Annotated in this window: 17 protein-coding genes; 16 read left to right on the top strand and 1 reads right to left on the bottom strand. The window is 32.6% G+C overall.

Annotated features, from left to right (window positions below; translation table 11 throughout):
* Positions 1-19 precede the first annotated feature (19 nt).
* The 5 genes from BWZ20_RS01975 (at position 20) to BWZ20_RS01995 (ending at position 6,158) form a co-directional block, all read left to right on the top strand.
* Entirely contained in the window at positions 20-1,399 is a 1,380-nt protein-coding gene (locus BWZ20_RS01975; protein ID WP_076615528.1) for a nucleotide sugar dehydrogenase, read from the top strand.
* Positions 1,400-1,460: 61 nt separating this feature from the next.
* On the top strand, positions 1,461-2,564 hold the full coding sequence (locus BWZ20_RS01980; RefSeq protein ID WP_076615531.1) for a glycosyltransferase family 4 protein: 1,104 nt from the start codon (positions 1,461-1,463) through the stop codon (positions 2,562-2,564).
* Positions 2,565-3,539, top strand: a complete 975-nt coding sequence (locus BWZ20_RS01985; protein WP_076615533.1) for a hypothetical protein — start codon at positions 2,565-2,567, stop codon at positions 3,537-3,539.
* Positions 3,540-3,547: 8 nt separating this feature from the next.
* The gene (locus BWZ20_RS01990) at positions 3,548-4,981 is read left to right on the top strand and encodes an MBOAT family O-acyltransferase (protein ID WP_076615535.1); all 1,434 of its coding nucleotides are present in this window, start codon (positions 3,548-3,550) and stop codon (positions 4,979-4,981) included.
* A 49-nt stretch (positions 4,982-5,030) separates the two neighbouring features.
* Positions 5,031-6,158 carry an O-antigen ligase family protein gene (locus BWZ20_RS01995; protein ID WP_083677137.1) on the top strand — a complete coding sequence of 376 codons (1,128 nt, stop codon included), beginning with the start codon at positions 5,031-5,033 and terminating at the stop codon, positions 6,156-6,158.
* A gap of 53 nt (positions 6,159-6,211) precedes the next feature.
* On the opposite strand, the gene BWZ20_RS02000 is transcribed toward BWZ20_RS01995, so the two are convergent.
* On the bottom strand, positions 6,212-9,934 hold the full coding sequence (locus BWZ20_RS02000; RefSeq protein ID WP_198034966.1) for an Ig-like domain-containing protein: 3,723 nt from the start codon (positions 9,932-9,934) through the stop codon (positions 6,212-6,214).
* Between the two features lie 505 nt (positions 9,935-10,439).
* On the opposite strand from BWZ20_RS02000, the gene BWZ20_RS02005 reads away from it, so the two are divergent.
* The 11 genes from BWZ20_RS02005 to BWZ20_RS02055 all read left to right on the top strand — a co-directional run bounded on the left by BWZ20_RS02005 (position 10,440) and on the right by BWZ20_RS02055 (position 23,983).
* Positions 10,440-11,987 carry a lipopolysaccharide biosynthesis protein gene (locus tag BWZ20_RS02005; RefSeq protein WP_076615542.1) on the top strand — a complete coding sequence of 516 codons (1,548 nt, stop codon included), beginning with the start codon at positions 10,440-10,442 and terminating at the stop codon, positions 11,985-11,987.
* Positions 11,988-12,031: 44 nt separating this feature from the next.
* Positions 12,032-12,613 carry a serine O-acetyltransferase gene (locus BWZ20_RS02010; protein ID WP_076615545.1) on the top strand — a complete coding sequence of 194 codons (582 nt, stop codon included), beginning with the start codon at positions 12,032-12,034 and terminating at the stop codon, positions 12,611-12,613.
* Complete coding sequence (locus tag BWZ20_RS02015) at positions 12,606-13,547, top strand: ATP-grasp fold amidoligase family protein (RefSeq protein ID WP_076615548.1); 942 nt, start codon at positions 12,606-12,608, stop codon at positions 13,545-13,547. The genes BWZ20_RS02010 and BWZ20_RS02015 overlap by 8 nt, the downstream gene beginning before the upstream one ends.
* Before the next feature lie 10 nt (positions 13,548-13,557).
* Positions 13,558-14,619, top strand: coding sequence for a glycosyltransferase (locus BWZ20_RS02020; protein WP_076615550.1), 1,062 nt, complete (start codon positions 13,558-13,560; stop codon positions 14,617-14,619).
* Between the two features lie 44 nt (positions 14,620-14,663).
* Positions 14,664-15,716, top strand: a complete 1,053-nt coding sequence (locus BWZ20_RS02025; RefSeq protein WP_083677139.1) for a sugar-transfer associated ATP-grasp domain-containing protein — start codon at positions 14,664-14,666, stop codon at positions 15,714-15,716.
* 150 nt (positions 15,717-15,866) lie between these two features.
* Positions 15,867-17,018 (top strand): glycosyltransferase, encoded by a 1,152-nt coding sequence (locus BWZ20_RS02030; RefSeq protein WP_076615552.1) that lies wholly within the window; start codon positions 15,867-15,869, stop codon positions 17,016-17,018.
* A 4-nt stretch (positions 17,019-17,022) separates the two neighbouring features.
* Complete coding sequence (gene asnB, locus BWZ20_RS02035; protein WP_076615555.1) at positions 17,023-18,927, top strand: asparagine synthase (glutamine-hydrolyzing); 1,905 nt, start codon at positions 17,023-17,025, stop codon at positions 18,925-18,927.
* 4 nt (positions 18,928-18,931) lie between these two features.
* Positions 18,932-20,065 carry a glycosyltransferase family 4 protein gene (locus BWZ20_RS02040; protein ID WP_076621229.1) on the top strand — a complete coding sequence of 378 codons (1,134 nt, stop codon included), beginning with the start codon at positions 18,932-18,934 and terminating at the stop codon, positions 20,063-20,065.
* A 68-nt stretch (positions 20,066-20,133) separates the two neighbouring features.
* Complete coding sequence (locus BWZ20_RS02045; protein WP_076615558.1) at positions 20,134-20,760, top strand: sugar transferase; 627 nt, start codon at positions 20,134-20,136, stop codon at positions 20,758-20,760.
* A 206-nt stretch (positions 20,761-20,966) separates the two neighbouring features.
* The gene (locus BWZ20_RS02050; protein WP_076615561.1) at positions 20,967-22,094 is read left to right on the top strand and encodes a DegT/DnrJ/EryC1/StrS family aminotransferase; all 1,128 of its coding nucleotides are present in this window, start codon (positions 20,967-20,969) and stop codon (positions 22,092-22,094) included.
* A 164-nt stretch (positions 22,095-22,258) separates the two neighbouring features.
* Positions 22,259-23,983 (top strand): nucleoside-diphosphate sugar epimerase/dehydratase, encoded by a 1,725-nt coding sequence (locus BWZ20_RS02055; protein ID WP_317041689.1) that lies wholly within the window; start codon positions 22,259-22,261, stop codon positions 23,981-23,983.
* Positions 23,984-23,990 lie beyond the last annotated feature (7 nt).

Here is a 23,990-nt window from a genome sequence, read left to right on the forward strand (position 1 = left end):
TCAAACACATAAATTTAAAATGAAAATTTCAAAAATTTGCTGTATTGGAGCTGGATATGTAGGAGGACCTACAATGGCAGTAATCGCTAAAAAAAATCCTAACATACAAGTTACAATTGTAGATATAAACGCAGAGCGCATTGCTGCATGGAATGATAAAGATGTTTCAAAGTTACCTATCTACGAACCAGGTCTAGCTGAAATAGTTGCCGAAACCAGAGGGAAAAACTTATTCTTTTCAACAGAAATTGATAAAGCTATCGATGAATCTGAAATGATTTTTATATCGGTTAACACTCCAACCAAAACTTATGGTAAGGGAAAAGGTATGGCTGCCGATTTAAAATATGTAGAGCTATGTGCAAGAAATATTGCAGATGTAGCTAAAACAGATAAAATTGTAGTTGAAAAATCTACCCTACCTGTAAGAACAGCTCAAGCCATTAAAAGTATATTACACAACACAGGAAGCGACGTAAAGTTTGATATTTTATCAAACCCTGAATTCCTGGCAGAGGGCACAGCTATCCAAGATTTATTAAACCCTGACAGAGTATTAATTGGTGGAGAATCTGAAGAAGCTATTGAGGCTTTGGCTAACATTTACGGTAGTTGGGTTCCTCAAGATCAGATTCTAAGAACCAACGTATGGTCTTCTGAGTTATCAAAACTAACAGCAAACGCATTTTTAGCACAGCGTATTTCTTCAATTAATGCCATCTCTGAGTTATGTGAAAGAACCGAAGCAGATGTAAGTGAAGTTGCAAGAGCAATAGGTATGGACTCTAGAATTGGTTCTAAATTCTTAAATGCATCTATTGGTTTTGGTGGATCTTGTTTTCAAAAAGATATTTTAAACCTTGTTTATATTGCCCGAAGCTACGGGCTCAACGAGGTTGCAGATTACTGGGAACAAGTCATTATATTAAATGACCACCAAAAAAGAAGATTCTCAGATAATTTAATCAGTACATTATATAATACGGTATCTGGTAAAAAGATTGCCATGTTAGGCTGGGCATTTAAGAAAGACACCAATGATACAAGAGAATCAGCAGCAATATATGTAGCAGACCACTTACTTAACGAGCAAGCCAATATTGCAGTATATGACCCAAAGGTACCAAGTAACAAGGTGTATAGTGATTTAAATTACTTACAAACCCGCTCAGAAGAAGAAAACAAAGATTTAGTGGAAACTTTTGATAATCCTTATGATGTGGTTAGAGATGCTCACGCCATTGCTATTATGACTGAGTGGGATGAGTTTAAAACCTACGACTGGAAAAAGATTTTTGACCTTATGAAAAAACCGGCTTTCATTTTTGATGGTAGAAATATACTTAACAAAGATGACATGACTGCAATAGGTTTTGAGTACTCTTCCATCGGGAAGTAAACCCTTAGGTTTAGCTTAGTAATAATGCTAAATTACCATTAACCAAAAAATTTGTAAACTTTTGAATACCAAAAAAAAACATATTGCTTTTGTTATTGGTGCTCTAAGTCCTGGCGGTGCAGAACGTGTTATAACTAACCTAAGTAATAATTTAATTGAAGATTTTAAGGTAACCATAATTACTTTTATTGAATCAGATCCGTTTTATGCCTTAAACGATTCTGTTAATGTAATTTCTTGTTTTAAAGAGTTAACAAATCCAAAATCCTTTTTAGGTTCATTAAAATTAAATTATGCCATTCTCAAAAAAGTAAGCAAAATTACAAAACAAGAGAAGGTAGATTTACTTATAGGTTTTATTACGCAAGCAAATATTAAAGCGGTTTTAGCTGCAAAACTTAATAGAATACCTTGTCTAATAAGCGAGCGCAATGATCCTTTAAAAAATGATATACCTAGATTTTGGGTAATACTTCGTAAATATATTTACCCAAAGGCAGATTGCCTAATTGTACAAACCGAGAAAGTGAAGCAGGTTTATGAACGTTTGATAAAAAAAACAGAAATGGAAGTGCTGCCAAATCCTATATCTACAGAACTTTCTAAATTACGAAAAGAATATAGTGCAGATAGAGAGAACATTATTTTATCTGTCGGTACATTTAATAATGATAAGAGACAAGAAAGAATTATAGATGCTTTTTATAAACTTCAGTTAAGCAATTGGCAATTGCTATTAATTGGAGAAGGACCAAATGAATCTAAATTAAAAGCATTGATTAAGGAATTGAACCTCGAAGATAAAGTAACCATGTTACCCAAAATAAAGAATGTTCATGATTATTATAATAAAGCTTCAATCTTTGCCTTTGCTTCAAAAGCAGAAGGATTCCCTAACGTATTGCTAGAAGCTATGCACTTTGGCCTGCCTTCATTGTCTACAGATTGTAATTATGGACCCTCAGAATTAATTACAAACGGAGAAAATGGTTTTTTAGCACCAGTAGATGATCAAGATGCGTTTGTAGATTACTTAGAAAAACTCGTTGATAATAAAGCCTTGAGATTATCTTTTTCTAAAGAATCCAAAAAAACAACCGAAAACTTTTTGGATACTCATGTAACTTCAAGTTGGAGAGATTTAATATCAAAGCACTTGTCTTAAATGAAAAAATTTCTAAAACATATATTTTATGGTCTCTTATTTTTTGTACTCATCAACGTATTAATTGTTTTAAAGTACGAACTACCTGCCTATGAAGCTATAGAAAACAAAACTCACAAAAACTTCTTAAAGTGGGACGGTATTCATGGCAATTCTAATACTTATGATTTAATAATTCTTGGCTCTAGTAGAGCATACACATCCTTAAACCCTAAAATTATTGATATGGGCTTAAATCTTAAGTCCTTTAATATGGGAACCTCTTCCCAAGACATTACTGAAACATATTACACTCTCAAAGAAATATTAGATTATCAAAATCCTAAATATGTAATCCTAGAAACATACCTTGGCTCTTGTGATGATTTCGTTAACTATTATCAGGTATTTTCAAACGCCTCATTTTTTAAATCTTCAGAGCATAAATATGACCTTGTAGTGAATGGTTATGGCAGTAAAGGAATAGTAAATTACATTATTCCGTTAATGAAGTTTAACAATTACATAAAACAAGATATAACATCTATCGTTTCAAAAAGAAAGAATAAGGCTCCAAAAATAAATTGGTACAAGGGATTTCATAGTGATACAACCGTAATAAGCAAAACTGATATCAATAAATTTGAACCTATTCCAAACTTTAAAAACACAAACTTTAATAAAGATCGGTTCAAAAGTTATTTTAATAAAATCTACGAACTCACAAAAGCCCATGGAATTCAGTTAATTGTATTAAGAACACCTTATCCACCTTCAAGACTATTGTTGGATTCTAATACCGATGAAAACAGTTATTATCAAAAATTTTTCAGCAACTATAAAGATGTTGGTTATTATGACCTAAATAGCTATAAATCTGATACATTCAATTTTAAAGATGAAGATTTTTCCGATTTTCATCATGCAAACCAACACGGAGCTGCAAAAATCAGCCAACAACTTGTTGATATAATAAAAACTCAGCAACTCAATTAAAAAACAATATGCTTTTTAATTCCTTAGAATTTTTCATTTTTTTACCAATAGTTTTTGCTTTGTATTGGCTTATTGGTAATAAACGTATAAAGCAGCAAAATTTATTGATTGCCGTTTCTAGCTATGTGTTTTACGGCTGGTGGGATTGGCGATTTTTGTTTTTGATTTTATTCAGTTCCCTTGTTGATTATACTATTGGACTTAAGCTTAATTCTGAAAACAAAACCTCTAAACGCAAAACTCTTCTATGGATTAGCATCTGCGTTAATCTAGGTTTCCTCGGTTTCTTTAAATACTACAACTTCTTTGTTGACAGTCTTATAGATTCGTTTACATTTTTCGGCGGACAATTAAGTATCAACACACTCAATATCATTCTTCCTGTTGGTATTAGTTTCTACACCTTTCAGACCTTAAGTTATACCATAGATGTGTACAATAGAAAATTAGAGCCAACCAAAGATTTTATAGCTTTTATGGCTTTTGTGAGCTTTTTTCCTCAGTTGGTTGCCGGACCTATTGAAAGAGCTACTAACCTATTGCCTCAATTTCACAAAAAAAGAACGTTTATATACAGTAATGCTGTTGATGGCTTAAGACAAGTAATTTGGGGATTATTTAAAAAGGTTGTTATTGCCGATAATTGCGCTACATATGCCAATATGATTTTTAATAATCAGCAGGAGTATTCTGGAAGTACACTTTTATTAGGAGCATTTTTCTTCGCTTTTCAGATTTATGGTGACTTCTCTGGGTATTCAGATATTGCTATTGGTATTTCGCGCCTATTTGGTTTTAACCTTAAACGCAACTTTGCTTTCCCATACTTCTCTAGAGATATTGCAGAATTTTGGAGACGTTGGCACATATCCTTGTCAACATGGTTTAGAGATTACTTATACATTCCGCTGGGAGGCAGCAGAGGTGGAACAAAGATGAAAATTAGAAATACCTTTATAATTTTTATTGTAAGTGGATTTTGGCATGGTGCCAATTGGACTTTTGTGGTTTGGGGTGCATTAAATGCCATATACTTTTTACCCCTCCTTCTTTTAAATAAGAATAGAGTAAATACAAACTTGGTTGCTGAAGGTAAATATTTACCAACAATAAGGGAGGTCTTCCAAATGGCTACTACATTTTTTATAACCTTAATTGCATGGGTGTTTTTTAGAGCAGATAATGTAACAAATGCATTTTTATACATTAAAGACATGTTTACAACATCATTATTTACAACACCTGAAGTTTTTCCAACAACAATATTAGGTTTATTGGCATTGTTCTTAGCCATTGAGTGGTTAGGGAGATCTGGTGAGTATGCCATTCAAAAAGTTGATTTTATAAATAAACCTTTAAGATGGGGTTTTTATATGGTACTAATAATCTTAATGTTTATTTTCACTGGTGAACAACAAGAGTTTATTTATTTCCAGTTTTAAATAAGAATTCGATATTTTTAAAGAATAATTAACTACTAACATTGGGCAAATGAGAATTTTAAAGTACGTATGCTTTAGTTTAATATTACTCAATATACCATCTGTATCCCTTACTGCTTTTGGTGGTGGCGTGGGTAGTTTAATGAGCTATCTAACAATTCTATCACTCACTTTATATTATTTCTTTGGAAAAAAAACACGCCCTAACTGGTGGCTTATCATAATATCCATTTTATTCTTTATGATAGGAGGGTTTCAGTTTATTGGATTGACCTCAGGGTTTATTTTTGACACTATTAAATATTTTATTTATCTCATCTGTGCTTATGAAATGGTTAAAAATATAAGTGTCTCAGAATATAATGTTTTCTTGTTGATTGGATCAGCCACCATAATATTAGAGGCCATTTTATTTACTAGTGATTATGGAAGGTATAGTGGGTTCTATATAAAACCAAATGAGGCTGGTTTTATATGTATTACAGGTTATGCCACAACCTATGGTCTAAAAAACGTTGGTACTAAACTTATAGGGCAATTTATATTTACATTGGCAGGATTATTAACTTTTTCAAGAACGTTTATAGTTATCTGGCTTTTAATTAATGTTATATCACTAAAAATCAGTATAAAGAACATTAAAATCTTTGGTCTCGGATTTTTAATTATTGGTACACTTTTCTTTATAGATGAAGTTGTAGGACTTAATAATCCTAGGTTCGACCAACTAAAAGGCATAGTTAATAATGAAAATGTATCTACCGAAGAATTGAGTGAGGATTCTAGGGAAGACACATGGGCTAAGTTTTATGATAAAATTTTAGACTCACCTTTTATTGGTAGTGGTTATGGATCTTTTTCTGGAAAAGAAGGGCATGGAAAAGGCGTGCACAATTCATTTCTTGCTATCATTGGCGAAGCTGGGATTTTACCTTTTATTCTATTTGTAATTTATATAGGTTACCTTATTGTGATGAGCGTGGTATACTTTAATAAAAAGCCAAATCTAATAATGCAGATTATTGCTTTGTCATTGTTTTTAATGGCCAACCATAACTTCTTCACATTTTATTATGTTTCATTTGCCGCAATGTGGATTCAATATCAAATTGAGGCTGCGAAAAACGAAGAAGAAGCCGATGAAAGTGAGGAGGAAGAAATATTAGTAACCTCATAAAAATAGGCAAGAACAGCTTACCTATTTTCTATTTTATGCATTAGAAATTTAATCTATCTTACGATTAAACGTTTATATAGCTCTCTCTGAACATCTGCAAGTTTAACCAAATAAATACCTGGCCTTAGGCTGCTCACATCAATTCTTGTTGTTGAATAAACGTTTAAACTTTCATTTTCAACTTTCTCATGAAAAATTAGTTTGCCAGTTAAATCATATAGATAAAAGCCTGTTAATTGGTCACTTCCAGACAATTTTACATCAACGTATTCGGTTGCCGGATTGGGATACACCGAAAATTTAAACTCTAAAGTTTCTCCATTAATTGGATCTTCAATTACCACACCATCTTCCTCACAGTTAGTATCTACAAAAACATTCACTGTATCTTCATCAAAATCTAAGGCATTAAATACAGTAACTGTATACGCAGTTGTTTCGGATGGAGATACTTCAATAGATTGTGTTGTTTCACCTGTGCTCCATACATACTCATCTCCTCCACTGGCTGTTAAAATAACAATGTCTCCTAAGCAAATCTCCTGATCTTCACCTGCATCTGCCTCTACTTCTGGGATGACATTAACCGTAACTTGTTTTTCATCATAACAATCTCCGATGTAACCTCTTACCTCATAAGTAGTTGTCTGGGAAGGACTAACAGCTATATTTGGCTGTGTTGCGCCATTATTCCATTCATAAGTGTTTGCTCCAGATGCAGAGAGTGTAACAAAATCTCCACTCATTATATCAACACTTTCTCCATTTAATATTACAACATCTGGATTAGGGTTTACAAAAACGGTAACATCATCTGTATCTTCTTGTATACCAGAAGTAACCGTTACCGAATAGGTAGTTGTTGATAAAGGACTTACAACGATACTTTGCGACGTTTCACCTGTACTCCACAAATAACTATCTCCTTGAGTTGCTGTTAAAACGACATCATAAGTATCATCTTCACAGACATTTTCGTCTTGACCGGCAGATACTACTAAAAGCTCTTCAACAGTTACGGTTACCTGAGCACTAGATGAACAATTTCCTGTTGTTCCTGTTACAGTATAAGTTGTAGTTATATCTGGGTTTACAGTAATTGTTTCGCTTGTTTCACCTGTATTCCACAGATATAATGATGCACCTGTAACAGTCAATTGAATGTTTTCACCTTCAACAATCGTTAAGTCTTCAGTTATTGTAAGCGTTGGTGTTTGATTAACCGTTACCGTTACACTATCAGAATCTGAATTTCCAAAACTATCTTCAACTGTTACTGTATAGATTGTTGTTGTGTTAGGGCTTACGGATATCTGGGCTGAGGTTTCACCTGTACTCCAAGTATAATTTACACCACCAGATGCTGTTAGGAGGGTGTCTTCTCCATTACAAATCTCAATATCTTCACCAGCATCTGCAATGAGCTCTGGTATTACTGTTACAGTTATTTCACCACTGCCTATGCAACCATTAACTGATGTAGTAGATACAGTATAAGTTGTTGTTACAGAAGGTGATACTTCTATTGATTCTGAAGTTTCACCTGTACTCCATAAATAATTATCACTTCCACTAGCTGTAAGGATTGTTGTTTCTCCTTCCATTATGGTAACATCGTTACTAACGGTAAGGTTTGGTGCCGTAATTACAAATACTGTAATATCATCTGTGCTAGAACAGCCGTTTGTAGTAACCTCTACAGTATATGTAGTATCAGAACTTGGTATAACTGAAATTGAAGCTGATGTTTCTCCCGTACTCCATAAATACTCATCTCCACCACTAGCTGTTAATGTTACTATTTCTCCCTCACATATTGTTTGGTCATCGCCTGCCTCTGCAATTGGTAATTCGTTAACTATGACTGTTACACTATCGTCATCACTATTTCCTAAATCATCAAAAGCAGTAACAGTGTAAGTGGTTGTTACAGTTGGATTAACTTCAATTGATGCGGTTGTTTCACCATTACTCCATAAATAATTTTGACCACCAGATGCTGAGAGCACAACGGACTCCCCTTGGCAAATAGTTTGATCTGGTCCTGCGTTCGCTTGGAACGCCTCCGGAAAAACCGTTACGATGGACGAATCAGAATAATCAGGATTATCGTTAGATGTAAAAGTAATTGTAACCTCGCCTGGGACTATGGGTGTAACAACACCATTAGCATCAACCGTAGCGATAGTCTCGTCACTGCTTTCCCATACGCCAGATTGATCCGTTGCATCACTAGGTGTTATTATAGCGGATAAAGTAATAGTATTCGGTATAAATATTTCTGCAGTATTTGGAGTCACCTCGACATTTGTGACTTCTATATCTGGTATTGTACCATCGACTTGATTTATATATTCTTCTAATAATGTATATCCGCTAGGTTGTATTTGATTGTGAACAGTGGCATTGCCCGTAATACCTCTAGAAACTAAGTAAGCTTCTGGTATATGAGCGTTACTTACGTAAAAATTACCAGGTCTTGTATTGCTTGGTAGTGATGTAATCAAATCTTCTGCCAAACTTTGGTATAACTCTCCATTAATTCTGCCCTCATTACTATCGGTATCAATTTTGTTGACCAAAGCTGCATCCACATTATCTCTCGAATAAACTAATTGTCCACTATTATTTATGTAATAACAAGCGCCTACGGTAGGTAATAATTCTGATTTTAAAGTTTCTGCTGGCAAAACAGGTATAGCTCTGCCTAGCATGGGAGTGGGTGTGTTTTCAAACCACCAAGGCTGTATTGGATAAGTACTAACATTAAATAAACTCCAAACATCGCTTACAGGATTTGGGTAGTTTCCATAATCATCTGATAAATCGGAAGTGAAATAACTAAGGCCATCATCATAGATCCTAGGACTCATTTCTGTATTGGTAAAAGTAGTAAATATTGGATCGGATGCATTATCGTAATCGACACCTCTTTGCCAATAGTTACTGTAAATATTTATTGTATAACTGTTTCCATTTGATCTAATTGCTTTTCTATCCCAATTATGGTAAATATTATTAATTAAATCGAGGTTTAACTGTCCTCCTATTTTAGGCATTCTAAATCTTACATTGCCTATAACGTTTCTGGCAAACGTCCAATCACCAGCTGCTATCTCATCACCGTTTGAGTTGCCTATTAATGCGCCTTGTTGTGCTTCGCCAATTAAATTATTTTGTATGGTAACGTTTGCTGTACTATTAGAATCGCTATTAATGTTAATACCTTTATTGCCGTAAGAAAACGAACATCTGTCAACAATAACGTTGGTGCATCGTCTCATCTGTAGGTTACTTGCGCCATTATCGTCCGGATAACCATTTCTAAACTTAATACCTCTTATAATGATGTTATCTGCATCTAAAAAATAATACGAATAGCCAATTATAGTTATGCCACCTTCGGGTGCTGTAAATCCGTTTATTGTAATGTTATTAAAATCAGAGCCTTCTAACCGTCTTGTCCACGAGCCGCTCGAAAATGTACTTGTAGCCGTACCTATTTCTATTACACCACTGACATCGAACACTATGGTTCTTGCATTACCACGATTATCGGCATGTTCTAAAGCCCACGTCAACGTTCCTACTTCATTAACATTGTCGTTAAGAGACGTAACGTGCAGCACTTCGCCACCTCTACCACCAGATACGTATGCACCTGCACCATACGCTGATGGGAATGCTAATTGTTGACCATAAATATTAGTAAAGAAACAGGGTGAAAAAAGCAAAGTTAGTATAACCGATTTCTTGCAAATAAGTAGGTTTCTCAAAAATTTCATTTTCATTCTTCTATTAATCAATTATTCGGGGTAAACAATATTAATTATTTAAAGTCTAAACAAAGTCTAAATACTTTAAAATTCGATTAAAATCATTTTTTTGTAAGAAAATACTTTTTAATAAAAGTCTTTTTCCACTAAATTCATATAAATACGTCCAAATGCACGATTTAGACTATAATGTAAACTTCTTTAACGTTTTAAAGTTTTTTCTTACATTTAATTTACCTACAACGATGAAATTCGAAATTAAAAAAATAAATAAGTTAATACACAAAGAGAATGTTATGAATGTAAAAAGTTATAACAAGTTTATTAACAATACTATATGCACCATTTAAGTTTAACGATAGGATATGAAGGCTTGAAAAATATCATAAAAACAATTCACTATCAGTACCATAATGCACTTTAGACGTGTTTTAAGGTACATCATCATAAAAATTGATAAATATGTTAATCATTTTTTATTATTGCCTCATATAACCACGCATACATGTCTAGAGTCTCCAAATCTTTAAAAAATGCAAAAGTCGGTGTGTTTTTTTTCACCGTATCCATATTTCTTCAATTCTTCTCTAGAAAGATATTTTTAGATGAACTTGGTGATGATTTTATTGGTTTAGAGTCTACCTTAAGAAGTATTTTAGGGTTTTTAAACTTGGCCGAATTAGGTATCGGAACTGCTATAGGATTTACGCTATATAAGCCTCTTTATGTCAACAACCAATTAGAAATTAATAAAATTATAGCACTGCTAGGTGTTCTCTACAAAAAAATTGGATTGTCGATACTCATTGTAGGGATTGTGATCTCGCTTTTTTTTCCGATTATCTTTTCGGATACACCCTTTTCATTATTGCTGATATATTTTGTCTTTTACACTTTAATGACTTCTACGCTATTGTCATATTTTGTCAATTACCATGCTAGTTTGTTTGGTGCTGATCAAAAGGGTTATATCATTCAAAAATATTTTCAAAGCTTCAATATTGTTAGGGTACTACTTCAGGTTGCAGTTGTTCTCTTTTACAAAAACTTTTTTCTTTATATTATATTAGAGCTTATTTTTAGTATCGTTTACAGCATTGTACTTAGGCATAAAATTAAACAGATATATCCATGGCTTTCAATTTATTACAGTGGAAAAACTTCCGTTATAAAAGAATATCCACAAGTTATTAAGAAAGTAAAGCAAGTTTTTTTTCATAAAATTAGTGAGTTTGTAAAAGGAGGTACAGATAATTTATTAATCTATGGGCTTATAAATCTTCAAAGTGTTGCTCTTTTTGGTAATTATTTTTTGGTGTTTTCAAAATTAAATAGCCTAATTATGATGGCATTTGCTGGTACAGGCTCGGCTGTTGGAAATTTAATTGCAGAAGATGATAAGGATAATGTAAACAAAGTGTTTTGGGAACTTGTATCCTTACAATTTTTTATTGCAGGTTTTTTTGGTCTTACCATATACTACACTATGGATCATTTAATTTTATTATGGCTGGGCGAAAAATATGTGCTTTCTAAGGTTATATTGGTTTTATTTATTTCAAACTTTTTTTTAATGCAAATCACTGCGACCATAAATCGTTTTAAGAATGCCTATGGTCTCTATGCAGACATTTGGGCTGCAGTATCTGAGGCTTTAATAAATTTGGTGGTATCTTTTATACTTGGTAGTATTTATGGCATTTCTGGGATCGTTGCCGGAACCGTTAGTAGTCTTTTTATTATAGGTGTTTTATGGAAACCATATTATTTGTTTAAATATGGATTTAAAAAAAGTGTAATAGTATATTGGAAGGGATTAACTCCAATATTATTGAGTTTTGCATTATCGTGTCTATTTATACATTATTGTGTTACTTTATTTATACACGAGGATGCTAATATGAATTTTATAAGCTGGGCCTTATTTAGTACTAAAATAAGTTTATTGGTAATAATTATCTATGGTACATTGTTGTACGCGCTTAACAAAAGCTTTAGAATTTTTTGGACTAGAATAAAAACCTTATTAAAAAAGACCTTTAATTTAAACTAATTTTTAAAATTCAATTTAGTTGTTTTAAAACTAATCGTAATTAAATGATACAAAGTAAAACAGAATATAAAGAGTACCTAAGGCGAGATCGTATTGCTTTAGAGATAAGCAACGAATCTATAAGCAACAAAATAAAAAACCTATTTTTTCCAAACCCTGTTTGGCGTTTTCAAAAGCTAATGCGAAAGTTAGAGTATTATACAAATTGTAAAAACAAAGGCTTATACAAGCTTTATATATTATATCTTAAATACCGCTACAGGTCAATTTCTATAAAACTCAATTTTTCTATTCCAATAAATATTTTTGGCCCAGGACTATCTATAGTGCACTATGGTACTATCATAATAAATTACACAACTAAGATTGGTGCAAATTGTAGAATGCATGCTTGTGTTAATATTGGCGCATCCGGAGGTGAAATTCAAGGTCCAATCTTAGGAGATAATGTATACATTGCGCCAGGAGCTAAAATATTTGGTAATATTAAAATACCCAATAATACCGCAATTGGTGCCAATGCTGTGGTAAATAAATCTTTTAAAAAAGAAAACACAATGATTGCTGGTGTGCCTGCAAAAGTTATAGGTGATATAGACATAAAAAAAATTATTAAGAATGGGTAAACAAGATAAAATAACGTTAAGGGGAAGGATTTCAAACTTATATCGAAAATCTGATATAGGCTACAGCCTTTTAAGACCTTTCTATAAAGTTTATGAATTTACAATAAAACTCATACCAGATAGAGCATTTATAAAATGGTATTTTAAAAGGTATATGGGCTATTCATTCGACATAGATAATCCTCAAACATTAAATGAAAAAATAACATGGTTAAAACTATACGACAGATCTGACCTACACACCCGAGTTGCAGATAAATATACTGTGAGATCTTATATAGCTGAAAAAATAGGTGAACAATACCTAATTCCTCTACTCTACCACACAAAAGATGCTTCTAAATTAAGACCTGAGAACTTACCAGATTCCAGTTTTATTATTAAAAACAATCACGATAGTGGCGGCTATGTTATAGTTAAAGATAAATCTGTTATAGATTGGCCCAAAGTACAAAAAAGCTTCAAGCGGAGCTTAAAAGAGAATTTTTACTACGCCACTAGAGAGTGGCAGTATAAAAATATTGAGCCAAGAATTGTAGTAGAGGAACTTTTAACAACAGAAAATGGTGAAATTCCAAACGATTATAAATGCCATTGTTTTAACGGCAAGTTGGCATTTGTTCATGTAGATATAGACCGGTTTGGTGACCGTAGAAGAAATTTATACGATACAAATTGGAATTTAATACCATGCGTATGGCAATATGAAAACGGAACAGTAGAAAAAAAGCCCGAGTTATTTGATAAGATGAAAAGCTTAGCCGAAACATTAGCTAAGGATTTCATTTATGCAAGAATAGATTTTTACTTAGTGAAAGGACAAATATATTTTGGCGAAATCTCGTTTCATCATCACTCAGGCACTCAGAAATTTAAGACTCGCGAATGCGATTTAAAATTTGGCCAACAACTTAATTTACCCAATACAATTTAGAAAGCAATACATGGATTCTAAAATAGACATTCTAATTGCCATACCAAAGCTTACTGCTGGTGGTGCTGAGCGTGTATTCTCATTTATTTCAAGAGATTTAAACAGAGATAATTTTAACGTAACACTCGTAATTGTTGGATTTGAAACTGAAAATAAATATGATGTTTCTAAAATCAATACTATTTATCTAAATAAAAATAGAGTTAGAAATGGAGTCGTTGACTTAATTAAAACTATTTATAAGGTTAAACCACAAATCGTATTGAGTACAATATCAGACTTAAATGTAATAATGGGATATATATCCTTTTTATTTCCCGCGATAAAGTTTGTAGGTAGACATACTTTTATAATTGGAGAAAGCCATAAAATTTCAAAACTAAAAAAAACTTTTGATCTTAAATTATACGGTCTAAAGAGATTAGATTTTTTTATTTGCCAATCTTTAGATATGAAGAACAGCATAATAAAATACTACGGCTTAAAAAAAGAGAAATTAAAAGTAATAAACAATCCAATTACTGATCTTAGTCACTTAAAGACAAATCAATCAAACGGAAAGATTAAGAAATACATAACAATCGGCAGATTAACAAAAATTAAAGGGCACATACGAATGTTAAACATTTTAAAAAAAGTTAACCACCCTTTTCAACTCACCATTATTGGCTCGGGTAGTTTTAAAGACGAAATTTTTAACGAAGTCGATAGACTAAACTTAAAAGACAACATCAAGCATATTGAATACACTGATAATGTTTACAAGTACCTAGTTGAAAACGACCTATTTTTACAAGGCTCTTATTCCGAGGGCTTCCCAAATGCATTATTAGAAAGTTGTTCTGTCGGTGTTCCTGCAATTGCTTTTGATGTTCCTGGTGGCACTAAAGAGATTATTGATAATGGCATTAATGGCTACTTAGTAAAAAGCGAGGAAGAGTTTATTGAAAAACTAAATGATCAAAAAAAATGGAATCCGGTAGAAGTTAAAGAAAGTGTTCGAAGAAAATTCGGCCCTAATATTATATTAAAAAATTACGAAGACTTTTTTACAGAAATAATCAATAAATAAATATTACTGTAACAATTAGATTGTTACAGTAAAAACTAAACAATATGAAAGAACTAGCCAAGATAATCTTAGAGAAGTCTAAAAGTTTTATTTACCACAGAGAACAAAACGCCGAAGCATTAAAAATCAGAAAGGTTGTGGAAGGTCAAAAAGGTAAATTAAGTACAGAAAATAAAAAACGCTGTGTAGAGTACGCTCAAGATATATTTGGTCATAAAAAATATGCACCTTGGTTAATGACCTACTGTTCTTATACAAACGAATTTAAAGAAGGGTGGATTCCTGATAACTATTACGGTGAAACTGTTATCCCTTTATTAAAAGGCGAATACGGAAAAATAACAGATAGAAGTTTAGTGCTAAGCCAAGTAATTAATGATGAGTACAGTTCAGATATTGGGTATTTTATAAACGGCCTTTTTTTAAACACAAAGAGCGAAGTTATTGAACCAAAAGATATTAAAGAACTCCTTTTCCAAAAAAATAGTCGTATCGTTTATAAAGTGGAAAGCTCGTTTCAAGGTAAAGGCATTCTGTTTTTTGATAAAGAAACATTCAACATAAAAAAAATAAAGAAACTAGGAAACGGTGTTTTCCAAAAATTTATTGAACAACATCCATTTTTTGACCAATTTAATAAATCAGCTGTCGGAACAATTAGATTAACAACCGTACTAAATAATAAGGCCGAAGTTGAGTTAAGGGCAGGATATTTTAGGTTTGGGAGAACTGGTGACACCCATGTTAAATCTTCTAGCCAAATGAGAATACCTATAGACATCGAAAAGGGATGCTTATGGAACAAAAAAGTTGCTTTTTATCCTAGTACAAAGTTTACGGACACACTACCCGATAATAATATTGATTTTGCAGGGTTAGAATTACCTTATTTTAAAAACTGTGTTGAAGAAATAAAAAAACTACATAATGCCATACCTTATATTAGGTGTATTGGCTGGGATTTAATTATAGACAACAACAATAATTTAAGAATCATTGAACTAAACGGTAACCATAATGGCATCACTCTAAGTGAAATGGTGCAAGGTCCTTGTTTTAAAGGCCTAGGATGGGAAAATCTTCACAAAACGGGCTAAAACTTTAGTTTCTTTAGGGACCTTTTTTGTCCTGCTTATATTTTCCCTTTAAACACCAAAAAACTACAATTATCGATAAAATAACTGTAGTCAATTAAATGTTGCTATGTTTGACACTAATATGCATAATATCAAATAGATATTTATTTTATGACCCCAAATCAAAAAAAAAATATTGCCATCTTAAGCATATCACTAGCAAGTGGTGGTGCAGAAAAAGTAATAAGTTTACTCTTAAAAGAACTAAGACACGATTATAACGTTACTCTAGTTTTATTTCACAAGGTATTACACTTCCCTGTTCCTGAAGGTGTTGAAATTTTCGCCATGAGCGATAAGCATGCTAACAGACCTTTCTACAAGAAGTTTTTTGATTCTATCAGCTTTATTTTTAGATATTACCGTTTTATTAAAAAGAATAACATAGAAATCTCTGTTTCTTTTTTAGCATTTCCTAATTTAATAAATGGCATTGTAGCAACATTCAATAAAAATATAAAAACAATTATTAGCGAAAGAGGTTTTCCCTCAGACAATGTAACGAGTAAGTTATCCTTTTATATTTCAAAAGTCTTCTACCCTCTTCTATACAATAAATGTGATAAGTTATTTTCAAATTCAGTCTATATTAATGAAGATTTAGAAGATAATTTTGGTATTAAAATTCCTATGGAGGTTATCTATAATCCAATAGAACTACCAAGCAGAGTAATACACCCAGAACGCCTAAACAACAATACAAACAAGTTAAAGCTTATTACAGCAGGTACTATTAATAAAAGAAAAAATCAAATCATGGTTATTAGAGCCATAAATGAATCTAAATTAGATTACGATTTTTCTATTCTTGGTGATGGAGATTTAAGAACCTATTTAACAGAAGAAATAGCAAAGTTTGAATTAGAAGATCAAATTACACTCAAAGGAAAAGTTAAAAACGTAAATGACTATCTTATAGATAACGAGTGTTTTGTGCTTTCCTCGTTTACCGAAGGTTTTCCAAATGCATTAATAGAAGCTATGGCAATTGGTTTGCCAAGTGTATCAACAAATTGCTTATCCGGTCCGTTAGAATTATTAAATGAAAACGAACCCATAAACATAAAAAATGGTGAGTTTTATATAGGAAAATATGGTTTATTAGTTAATAATGACGACCATATCGGACTAAGTAAAGCTTTAGATTATTACCATCAAAACCCTGCTGAACGAGAGCGCTTTAGTCGATTAAGTTTAGAACGCGCCAAAGCTTATGAACTAACGTCTATTTACAGCAAATTCAACCGATTTATTAAAAGCTAAGTATATGTGCGGAATTAACGGACTTATAGATAAAACCAAGATGAGTGAAGACAAAATGTCTTCTGTACTCAATGCTATGAACAATCTGATCATTCATAGAGGACCTGACGAGGACGGTGTCTTTGCAGAACAAAACGACACTTTTACGGTAGGTATGGCGATGCGTCGTTTATCTATTATAGATTTATCATCTGGAAAGCAACCCATTTTTTCTGATGATAAGCAGATTGTTATTGTTTTTAATGGTGAAATCTACAATTACAGAACTATTAAATCTAGATTAGAATCTGAGGGTGTAATCTTCAATACTACAAGTGATACTGAAGTTATCTTAAAAGCGTATGAAAAATATGGTGTGGAGTCATTTCAATGGTTAGATGGCATGTACGGTTTCAGTATATATGACAAAAAGATAAACAAGCTTTTTATTGCCAGAGATTTTTTTGGTGAAAAACCATTATACTACACTCAAAATGACAATCAGTTTTTATGGGCTTCAGAATTAAAGTCTATCATAAAAACTATTGACTATAAGCCAGATATTTCAAAAAAAGGATTAAATCTTTACTTTAGACTCACCTACATTCCTGCTCCACATACCATTTATGAAGGTATTCATAAATTAGAGGCTAATCACTATTTAGAATATGATTTTGAATCATTTCAATATAGCATCCATAAAATCAACCACGAACCAGCACCAAAAACAGTAGATATTTCTTTTGAAGATGCAAAAGCAAAAACAAGAGAACTGGTTTACAAAAGTGTAGATAGCAGATCTATTGCAGATGTTGGCTTAGGTACGTTTTTGTCTGGTGGTGTAGATTCCTCTATTGTGTCACTTTGTTTATCGCAAGCAACAGACAAGAAGATTGATACCTTTTCAATAGGTTTTAAAAAAGCCTCTTACGATGAAACCGATAAATCTCGTGTGGTTGCTAAAATGTTAGACAGTAATCATCATGAATTTATCATAGATGAAGATGATTTAAAGCATAACATCCATGAGATACTCGTTAATTTTGATGAGCCTTTCTCAGATACTGCAGCCTTGCCTACACACCTACTTTCAGAAAAAACCAGAGCGCACGTTACTGTGGCGCTAACTGGTGATGGTGGTGACGAAGTTTTTGGAGGTTACAACAAGTATTACATTGGTAAGATGAACAAAAGGTACACCAGTGTGGTACCAAAAGCGCTTCATAAATCCATTGCTAAATTAAGTAATAAGTACCTAATCAATAAGGATGATACGCGTGGTAAAAGGTTTCAAATTAATAAGTTATTAAATGCTATTAATTACGAAGGTGATTTTTACTGGGACATCATTTCATTAGCCAATACCAGCAAACTATTATCAGAAATAATGCAGGATGATTATTACGATAGTGATTTATTTCAAGAATATAAAGAAGTTTTAGGCAAACAAAAGATTGAAACTCTTACTGATTTTAGGCTTGTAGACAAGATCTTAAGTCTCGAAGGTGGCATGTTAGCAAAGGTAGACAGAACCAGTATGCTTACCTCTTTAGAATGTAGAGCGCCATTTTTAAATAAATCGATTTGGGAGTTTACAAACACATTACCAGAAAGCTATCTAATGAAAGGCTGGAACAAAAAGTACATACTTAAAGAAGCCTTTAGAGATCAATTTCCGCAAGACTTTTTAGAAAAAGGAAAAAGCGGATTTGGTTCACCTACAGGAGATTGGCTAAGACAAAGTCTGCGAAAAGAATTAGAAAGTTATATTGAGCCAGAAATGTTGAAAAAACAAGGCATTTTTAAAGTAGACGTAATAACCAAATTGGTTCAAGATCACCTCGACAGCAAGAAAGACAGTACCTTTAGAGTATGGTCTTACTACTGTTTTCAAAAGTGGTATAAATTTAATTTTCTAAATGAAAACTAAAACAATGGATAAAAAAAGAATACTTATTATAGCATCTTTTGCAGGTTCTTTAATTCGGTTTAGAGGAGACTTTATCAAAAGCCTCGTTGCTAATGGTTTTGAGGTTTTTACAGCGTCACCAAGCTACACCGAAGAAGATTTACAATTAATAAAAGAACGTGGTGCGCATCCTATAGAATTTAATTTGCAACGCACAGGTTTAAATCCTTTTAAAGATTTTAAATCCATTTTAGAGTTAAAATCTATAATGAAGGAAAAAAAAATAGACTTAGTTTTCCCTTATACTGTAAAACCTGTAATCTACGGCTCATTAGCTGCTAATATGATTAAAGTTCCGGTAATTTCACTAATTACAGGGTTAGGCTTTGCTTTTACAGGACTTACGCGAAAAGCCAGAATTTTACAGCGCTTCAATGAAACATTATACAAATTATCAATTAGAAAAAACAAATTTATTGTCTTTCAAAACAAGGATGATTATCAACTGTTTTTAGATCGTAAAGTAATTTCGAAAAAACAGCCTGTTGCTTTTGTAAGTGGCTCTGGTGTTAATCTGAATGAATTCACTTTCAAAGAAAAAAATCCGACAGATAAAGTCAGTTTTTTACTTATTGCTAGATTAATCAAGGAAAAAGGTATTGCACTATACATGGATGCTGCACGAGCATTGAAGCCTAAATATCCAAATGCTGAATTTCATGTTATTGGTGCTTTAGAAACCTCTCCTAGCGCTATTAGTGAAGATGAACTGCACGAATTACATGATAAAAACATCATCGTTTTTCACGGCAGACAAATGGATGTCGACAAACATCTTCATCTAAGAGATGTTTTTGTATTGCCAAGCTACTACCGAGAAGGTATACCAAGAACAACCCTTGAAGCTCTTGCTTGTGGTAACCCAATAATCACTACAGATTCTGTAGGTTGCAGAGAATCTGTAAAAGATGGTATTAACGGCAAACTTATAGAACCTCAAAATTTAGACGCTTTAATTGATGCTATGGAATTTTTCATTAAAAATCCGAGCCAAATAAATGAGATGGGAATTAACAGTCGTAAATATGCTGAAGAACGTTTTGATGTAAATATTATTAATAACGATTTAATTGACCTTATTGATAAATCATTATCATAAAAGCTGTTAATTTGGTTTAAATTTATAGATTACTAAAATATAAATAACCAACGAATAATCAATCAATTATGTATAAGTTATTTTTCAAAAGACTAATCGATTTTATGATTGCTTTGATGGGACTTTTAATTCTGTCGCCAATCATAATTACCATTATAATTTTATTAGCTATAGCTAATAATGGCAAACCGTTTTTCTATCAAAAAAGAACAGGAAAAGGTGGAAAAATATTCACCATCGTGAAGCTAAAAACCATGAACGACAAAAAAGATGCCCATGGTAATCTTTTACCAGATCATGTAAGAATTACTAAGGTTGGTAATATCTGTAGGCGTTATTCTTTAGATGAAATCCCTCAACTATTCAACATGCTCAAAGGCGATATGAGTTTAATTGGCCCTCGTCCGCTACTCCCAAAATACCTGCCTCGTTATACTAGAGAACAATTTAGAAGACATAACGTAACTCCCGGAATTACAGGTTGGGCACAAGTTAATGGTAGAAACGCCATAAGTTGGGAAGAAAAATTTAAACTAGACACATATTACGTAGATAACCAGTCCTTCATTTTAGATTGTAAAATTTTCTTTAAAACAATCCAAAATGTCATTGGTAAAAAAGATATAAATTCTGCTAACGACCAGCCAATGCCAGAATTTATGGGTATCGATGGTGCATCTCAACAGCAGAAGTGATTTAAGAATTAAATAAACCTTAAATCTTTAGTATATAAAGTATTGCGGCTAAAATTTAACAACGTAAATATTTGCTTTTTATCGTCTTTATTTGGGATAAGCAATAATATTAACGCATCTTTAAACCGATTTTAGATCGTGTCCCAAATCCCTCTAAGACATGAAATTGATACAGTAATTAATAATTACTAAAACAATTTTTAGTTATGAAACCGAAAATATGGTTGTCATCACCTCATATGAGTGGTGCAGAACAAACTTACATAAAAGAAGCTTTTGATACCAATTGGGTAGCACCATTAGGACCAAACGTCAATGGGTTTGAAACAGACTTACAATCTTATCTTAACGAAGAAAGACATGTTGCAGCTTTAGCATCTGGTACTTCTGCCCTTCACTTAAGTCTTATATTACTTGGAGTCACTACAGGAGACGAAGTAATCTGCCAAAGCAAAACCTTCTCAGCCTCTGCTAATCCTATTGCATACCAAGGTGCAACACCTATCTTTATAGATAGTGAAAATGATACATGGAATATTTGCCCAAATCAGTTAGAAATTGCAGTTAAGGACAGAATCGCAAAAGGAAAGAAACCAAAAGCAATTATTGCTGTACACTTATATGGAATGCCCTATAAAGTAGATGAAATTCATGGCATTGCTAAGCACTATGAAATACCTGTTATTGAAGATAGTGCCGAGTCTCTAGGAAGCCATTATAAAGGTCAGAATTGTGGAACATTTGGTGATTTATCAATTCTTTCTTTTAATGGTAATAAAATAATAACCACTTCTGGTGGAGGTGCCTTAGTAACTAGAACCGAGGACCAAAAAAAACAAGCTGTCTTTCTAGCTACGCAAGCCAGAGACCATGCACCTCATTACCAACATAGCCATATAGGTTATAACTATAGAATGTCTAATATAGTAGCAGGTATTGGCAGAGGCCAAATGACTATTTTAGATAGCCATGTTAACAAACGTAGATCTAACCATGAGCTATATTTCAATACTTTTAAAGACAATGAGCAAATAACCTTTTTAAAAGAACCAGATGGTCATTTTTCTAATCGATGGTTATCTTGTATACTTCTAGATTCCTTTGAGACAAGAGAAGGATTAAGACTAGCCCTAGAAAAAGAAAATATTGAATCTAGACCACTGTGGAAACCCATGCATCAGCAGCCTGTTTTTAAAGATGCGCCTAGTTATTTAAATGGAGTTTCGGACGCATTATTTAATCGTGGGTTATGTCTGCCTAGCGGATCTAACCTAAGCAAAGAAGAACTAGATAGGGTCATTTCAGCTATAAATACGTATTTTGCAGTATGTTAGAAAAGTTTTTAAATAAAATTTCTAAACGATACGCCTCTAAATGGCTTGTACTACTATTTGATACAATGGTAGTAGCTGCAACTTTTTTTCTGGCTTATTTAATTAGGTACAATTTTACGTTAGACTTCGATTTTCATACACTTATAAAACAGGTACCGTACGTTATGATTGTAGCGGCAATAAGTTTAATTGCTGTAGGATCATATAAAGGGGTCGTAAGATTTACTGGTTTTAAAGATATTATTAACGTAATTATTGGCGCCAATATCTTAGCCACAATACTTATTTGTTGTACATTTTTGAGCAGAAAACTATTAAATGACAATAGCGTTTTCAATATTTCAGGGTCAATTATTTACATTCATTTACTGCTTAATATACTCTTCTTAATTGGTGCAAAATTATTCATCAAATCTCTTTATAACCAAATTACTCAAGATGTACATAAAACTGCTAACGTTCTTATTTTTGGCGCAGGTAATTCTGGAATGTTAACCTATGATGCTATTCAAAACGATACCAAAAATGGATTTGAAGTTGTTGGCTTTATAGATGATGATGAAAGAAAAATAGGTAAAAAAATAAACTTAGTTACAGTTTACGGTATTGCGGATATTGATGAAGACTTTATTAAAAAGAATAACGTTGAAGATGTTATTATATCTATTCAAAATATAGATCCATCAAGACTACTTCAAATAACAGGTAGTTTATTTAATCTAGGCTTAAAAGTTAAAATTGTACCACCTGTTCAAAGCTGGATTGACGGTGACTTAAGTGTAGGGCAAATCAAAGAGGTTAAAATTGAAGATTTACTAGGAAGAGAGCCTATACACATCAAAAATCCAGACTTAATTGATCAGTACGACAATAAGGTTATACTTATCACAGGCGCTGCTGGGTCTATTGGCAGTGAAATATCAAGAAAAGTTAGTCTTTATAACTACAAAAAACTAATTCTTGTTGATAATGCAGAGTCCGCACTATACGATATACAACAAGAGTTTAAACAGCAAGGCCTAGAAAACATAGATGCTATTGTTGCAGATGTTAGAAATAAAACAAGAATAGATCAGATTTTCAATCTTTATAAACCAAAGATTGTTTTTCATGCTGCGGCCTACAAACATGTTCCATTAATGGAGAATAATCCCTTTGAAGCCGTTAGTGTAAATATTGGTGGGACAAAAAACGTAGTTGATATAGCTGTTAAACATAGCATCGATAAATTTGTATTAATCTCTACAGATAAAGCCGTAAACCCAACTAATGTAATGGGTGCAACAAAGCGTATAGCTGAGTTGTACGTATCTTGTTTAAAAGGTAAAGGGCATACAAAATTTATAACCACACGTTTTGGAAATGTATTAGGTTCTAACGGCTCTGTTATACCATTATTTAAGAGACAAATAGAAAAAGGCGGTCCTTTAACTGTTACCCACAAGGATATAACACGCTATTTTATGACCATTCCAGAAGCTTGCCAGTTAGTGCTAGAAGCTGCTGCTATGGGTAATGGTGGAGAGATTTTTGTGTTTGATATGGGTGAACCTATAAAGATTTTTAATCTTGCCAAAAACATGATTATCCTTTCTGGTCTAAGATATCCAGAAGACATAGACATAAAAATTACTGGATTAAGACCAGGAGAAAAAATCTATGAAGAACTGTTAGCAGATGGCGAAAACACCAAAAAAACCTATCATGAGAAAATAATGATAGCAAAATCTAGACATGTAGATATTGAGACTGTTGCAAGTCAAATTAACAAATTAACAAGTATCAATTCTTTAACACAACCATTAGAAATAGTATCATACATTAAAGCCTTAATCCCAGAGTATATATCTAACAACTCCACTTACGAAGTTTTAGATTCAAAAAAATAAACTTACA

Origin of the sequence: Winogradskyella sp. J14-2, assembly GCF_001971725.1 — a bacterium.
Classification (GTDB): domain Bacteria; phylum Bacteroidota; class Bacteroidia; order Flavobacteriales; family Flavobacteriaceae; genus Winogradskyella.

What these genes read in the sequence shown, in the direction of transcription:
- BWZ20_RS02005 (WP_076615542.1), top strand. Translation starts at nt 10,440, where the DNA reads ATGTCTAGAGTCTCCAAATCTTTAAAAAATGCAAAAGTCGGTGTGTTT.
- BWZ20_RS01990 (WP_076615535.1), top strand. Translation starts at nt 3,548, where the DNA reads ATGCTTTTTAATTCCTTAGAATTTTTCATTTTTTTACCAATAGTTTTT.
- BWZ20_RS02055 (WP_317041689.1), top strand. Translation starts at nt 22,259, where the DNA reads ATGATTGTAGCGGCAATAAGTTTAATTGCTGTAGGATCATATAAAGGG.
- BWZ20_RS02020 (WP_076615550.1), top strand. Translation starts at nt 13,558, where the DNA reads ATGGATTCTAAAATAGACATTCTAATTGCCATACCAAAGCTTACTGCT.
- BWZ20_RS02025 (WP_083677139.1), top strand. Translation starts at nt 14,664, where the DNA reads ATGAAAGAACTAGCCAAGATAATCTTAGAGAAGTCTAAAAGTTTTATT.
- asnB (WP_076615555.1), top strand. Translation starts at nt 17,023, where the DNA reads ATGTGCGGAATTAACGGACTTATAGATAAAACCAAGATGAGTGAAGAC.
- BWZ20_RS02010 (WP_076615545.1), top strand. Translation starts at nt 12,032, where the DNA reads ATGATACAAAGTAAAACAGAATATAAAGAGTACCTAAGGCGAGATCGT.
- BWZ20_RS01975 (WP_076615528.1), top strand. Translation starts at nt 20, where the DNA reads ATGAAAATTTCAAAAATTTGCTGTATTGGAGCTGGATATGTAGGAGGA.
- BWZ20_RS01985 (WP_076615533.1), top strand. Translation starts at nt 2,565, where the DNA reads ATGAAAAAATTTCTAAAACATATATTTTATGGTCTCTTATTTTTTGTA.
- BWZ20_RS02045 (WP_076615558.1), top strand. Translation starts at nt 20,134, where the DNA reads ATGTATAAGTTATTTTTCAAAAGACTAATCGATTTTATGATTGCTTTG.
- BWZ20_RS01995 (WP_083677137.1), top strand. Translation starts at nt 5,031, where the DNA reads ATGAGAATTTTAAAGTACGTATGCTTTAGTTTAATATTACTCAATATA.
- BWZ20_RS02050 (WP_076615561.1), top strand. Translation starts at nt 20,967, where the DNA reads ATGAAACCGAAAATATGGTTGTCATCACCTCATATGAGTGGTGCAGAA.
- BWZ20_RS02040 (WP_076621229.1), top strand. Translation starts at nt 18,932, where the DNA reads ATGGATAAAAAAAGAATACTTATTATAGCATCTTTTGCAGGTTCTTTA.
- BWZ20_RS02015 (WP_076615548.1), top strand. Translation starts at nt 12,606, where the DNA reads ATGGGTAAACAAGATAAAATAACGTTAAGGGGAAGGATTTCAAACTTA.
- BWZ20_RS02030 (WP_076615552.1), top strand. Translation starts at nt 15,867, where the DNA reads ATGACCCCAAATCAAAAAAAAAATATTGCCATCTTAAGCATATCACTA.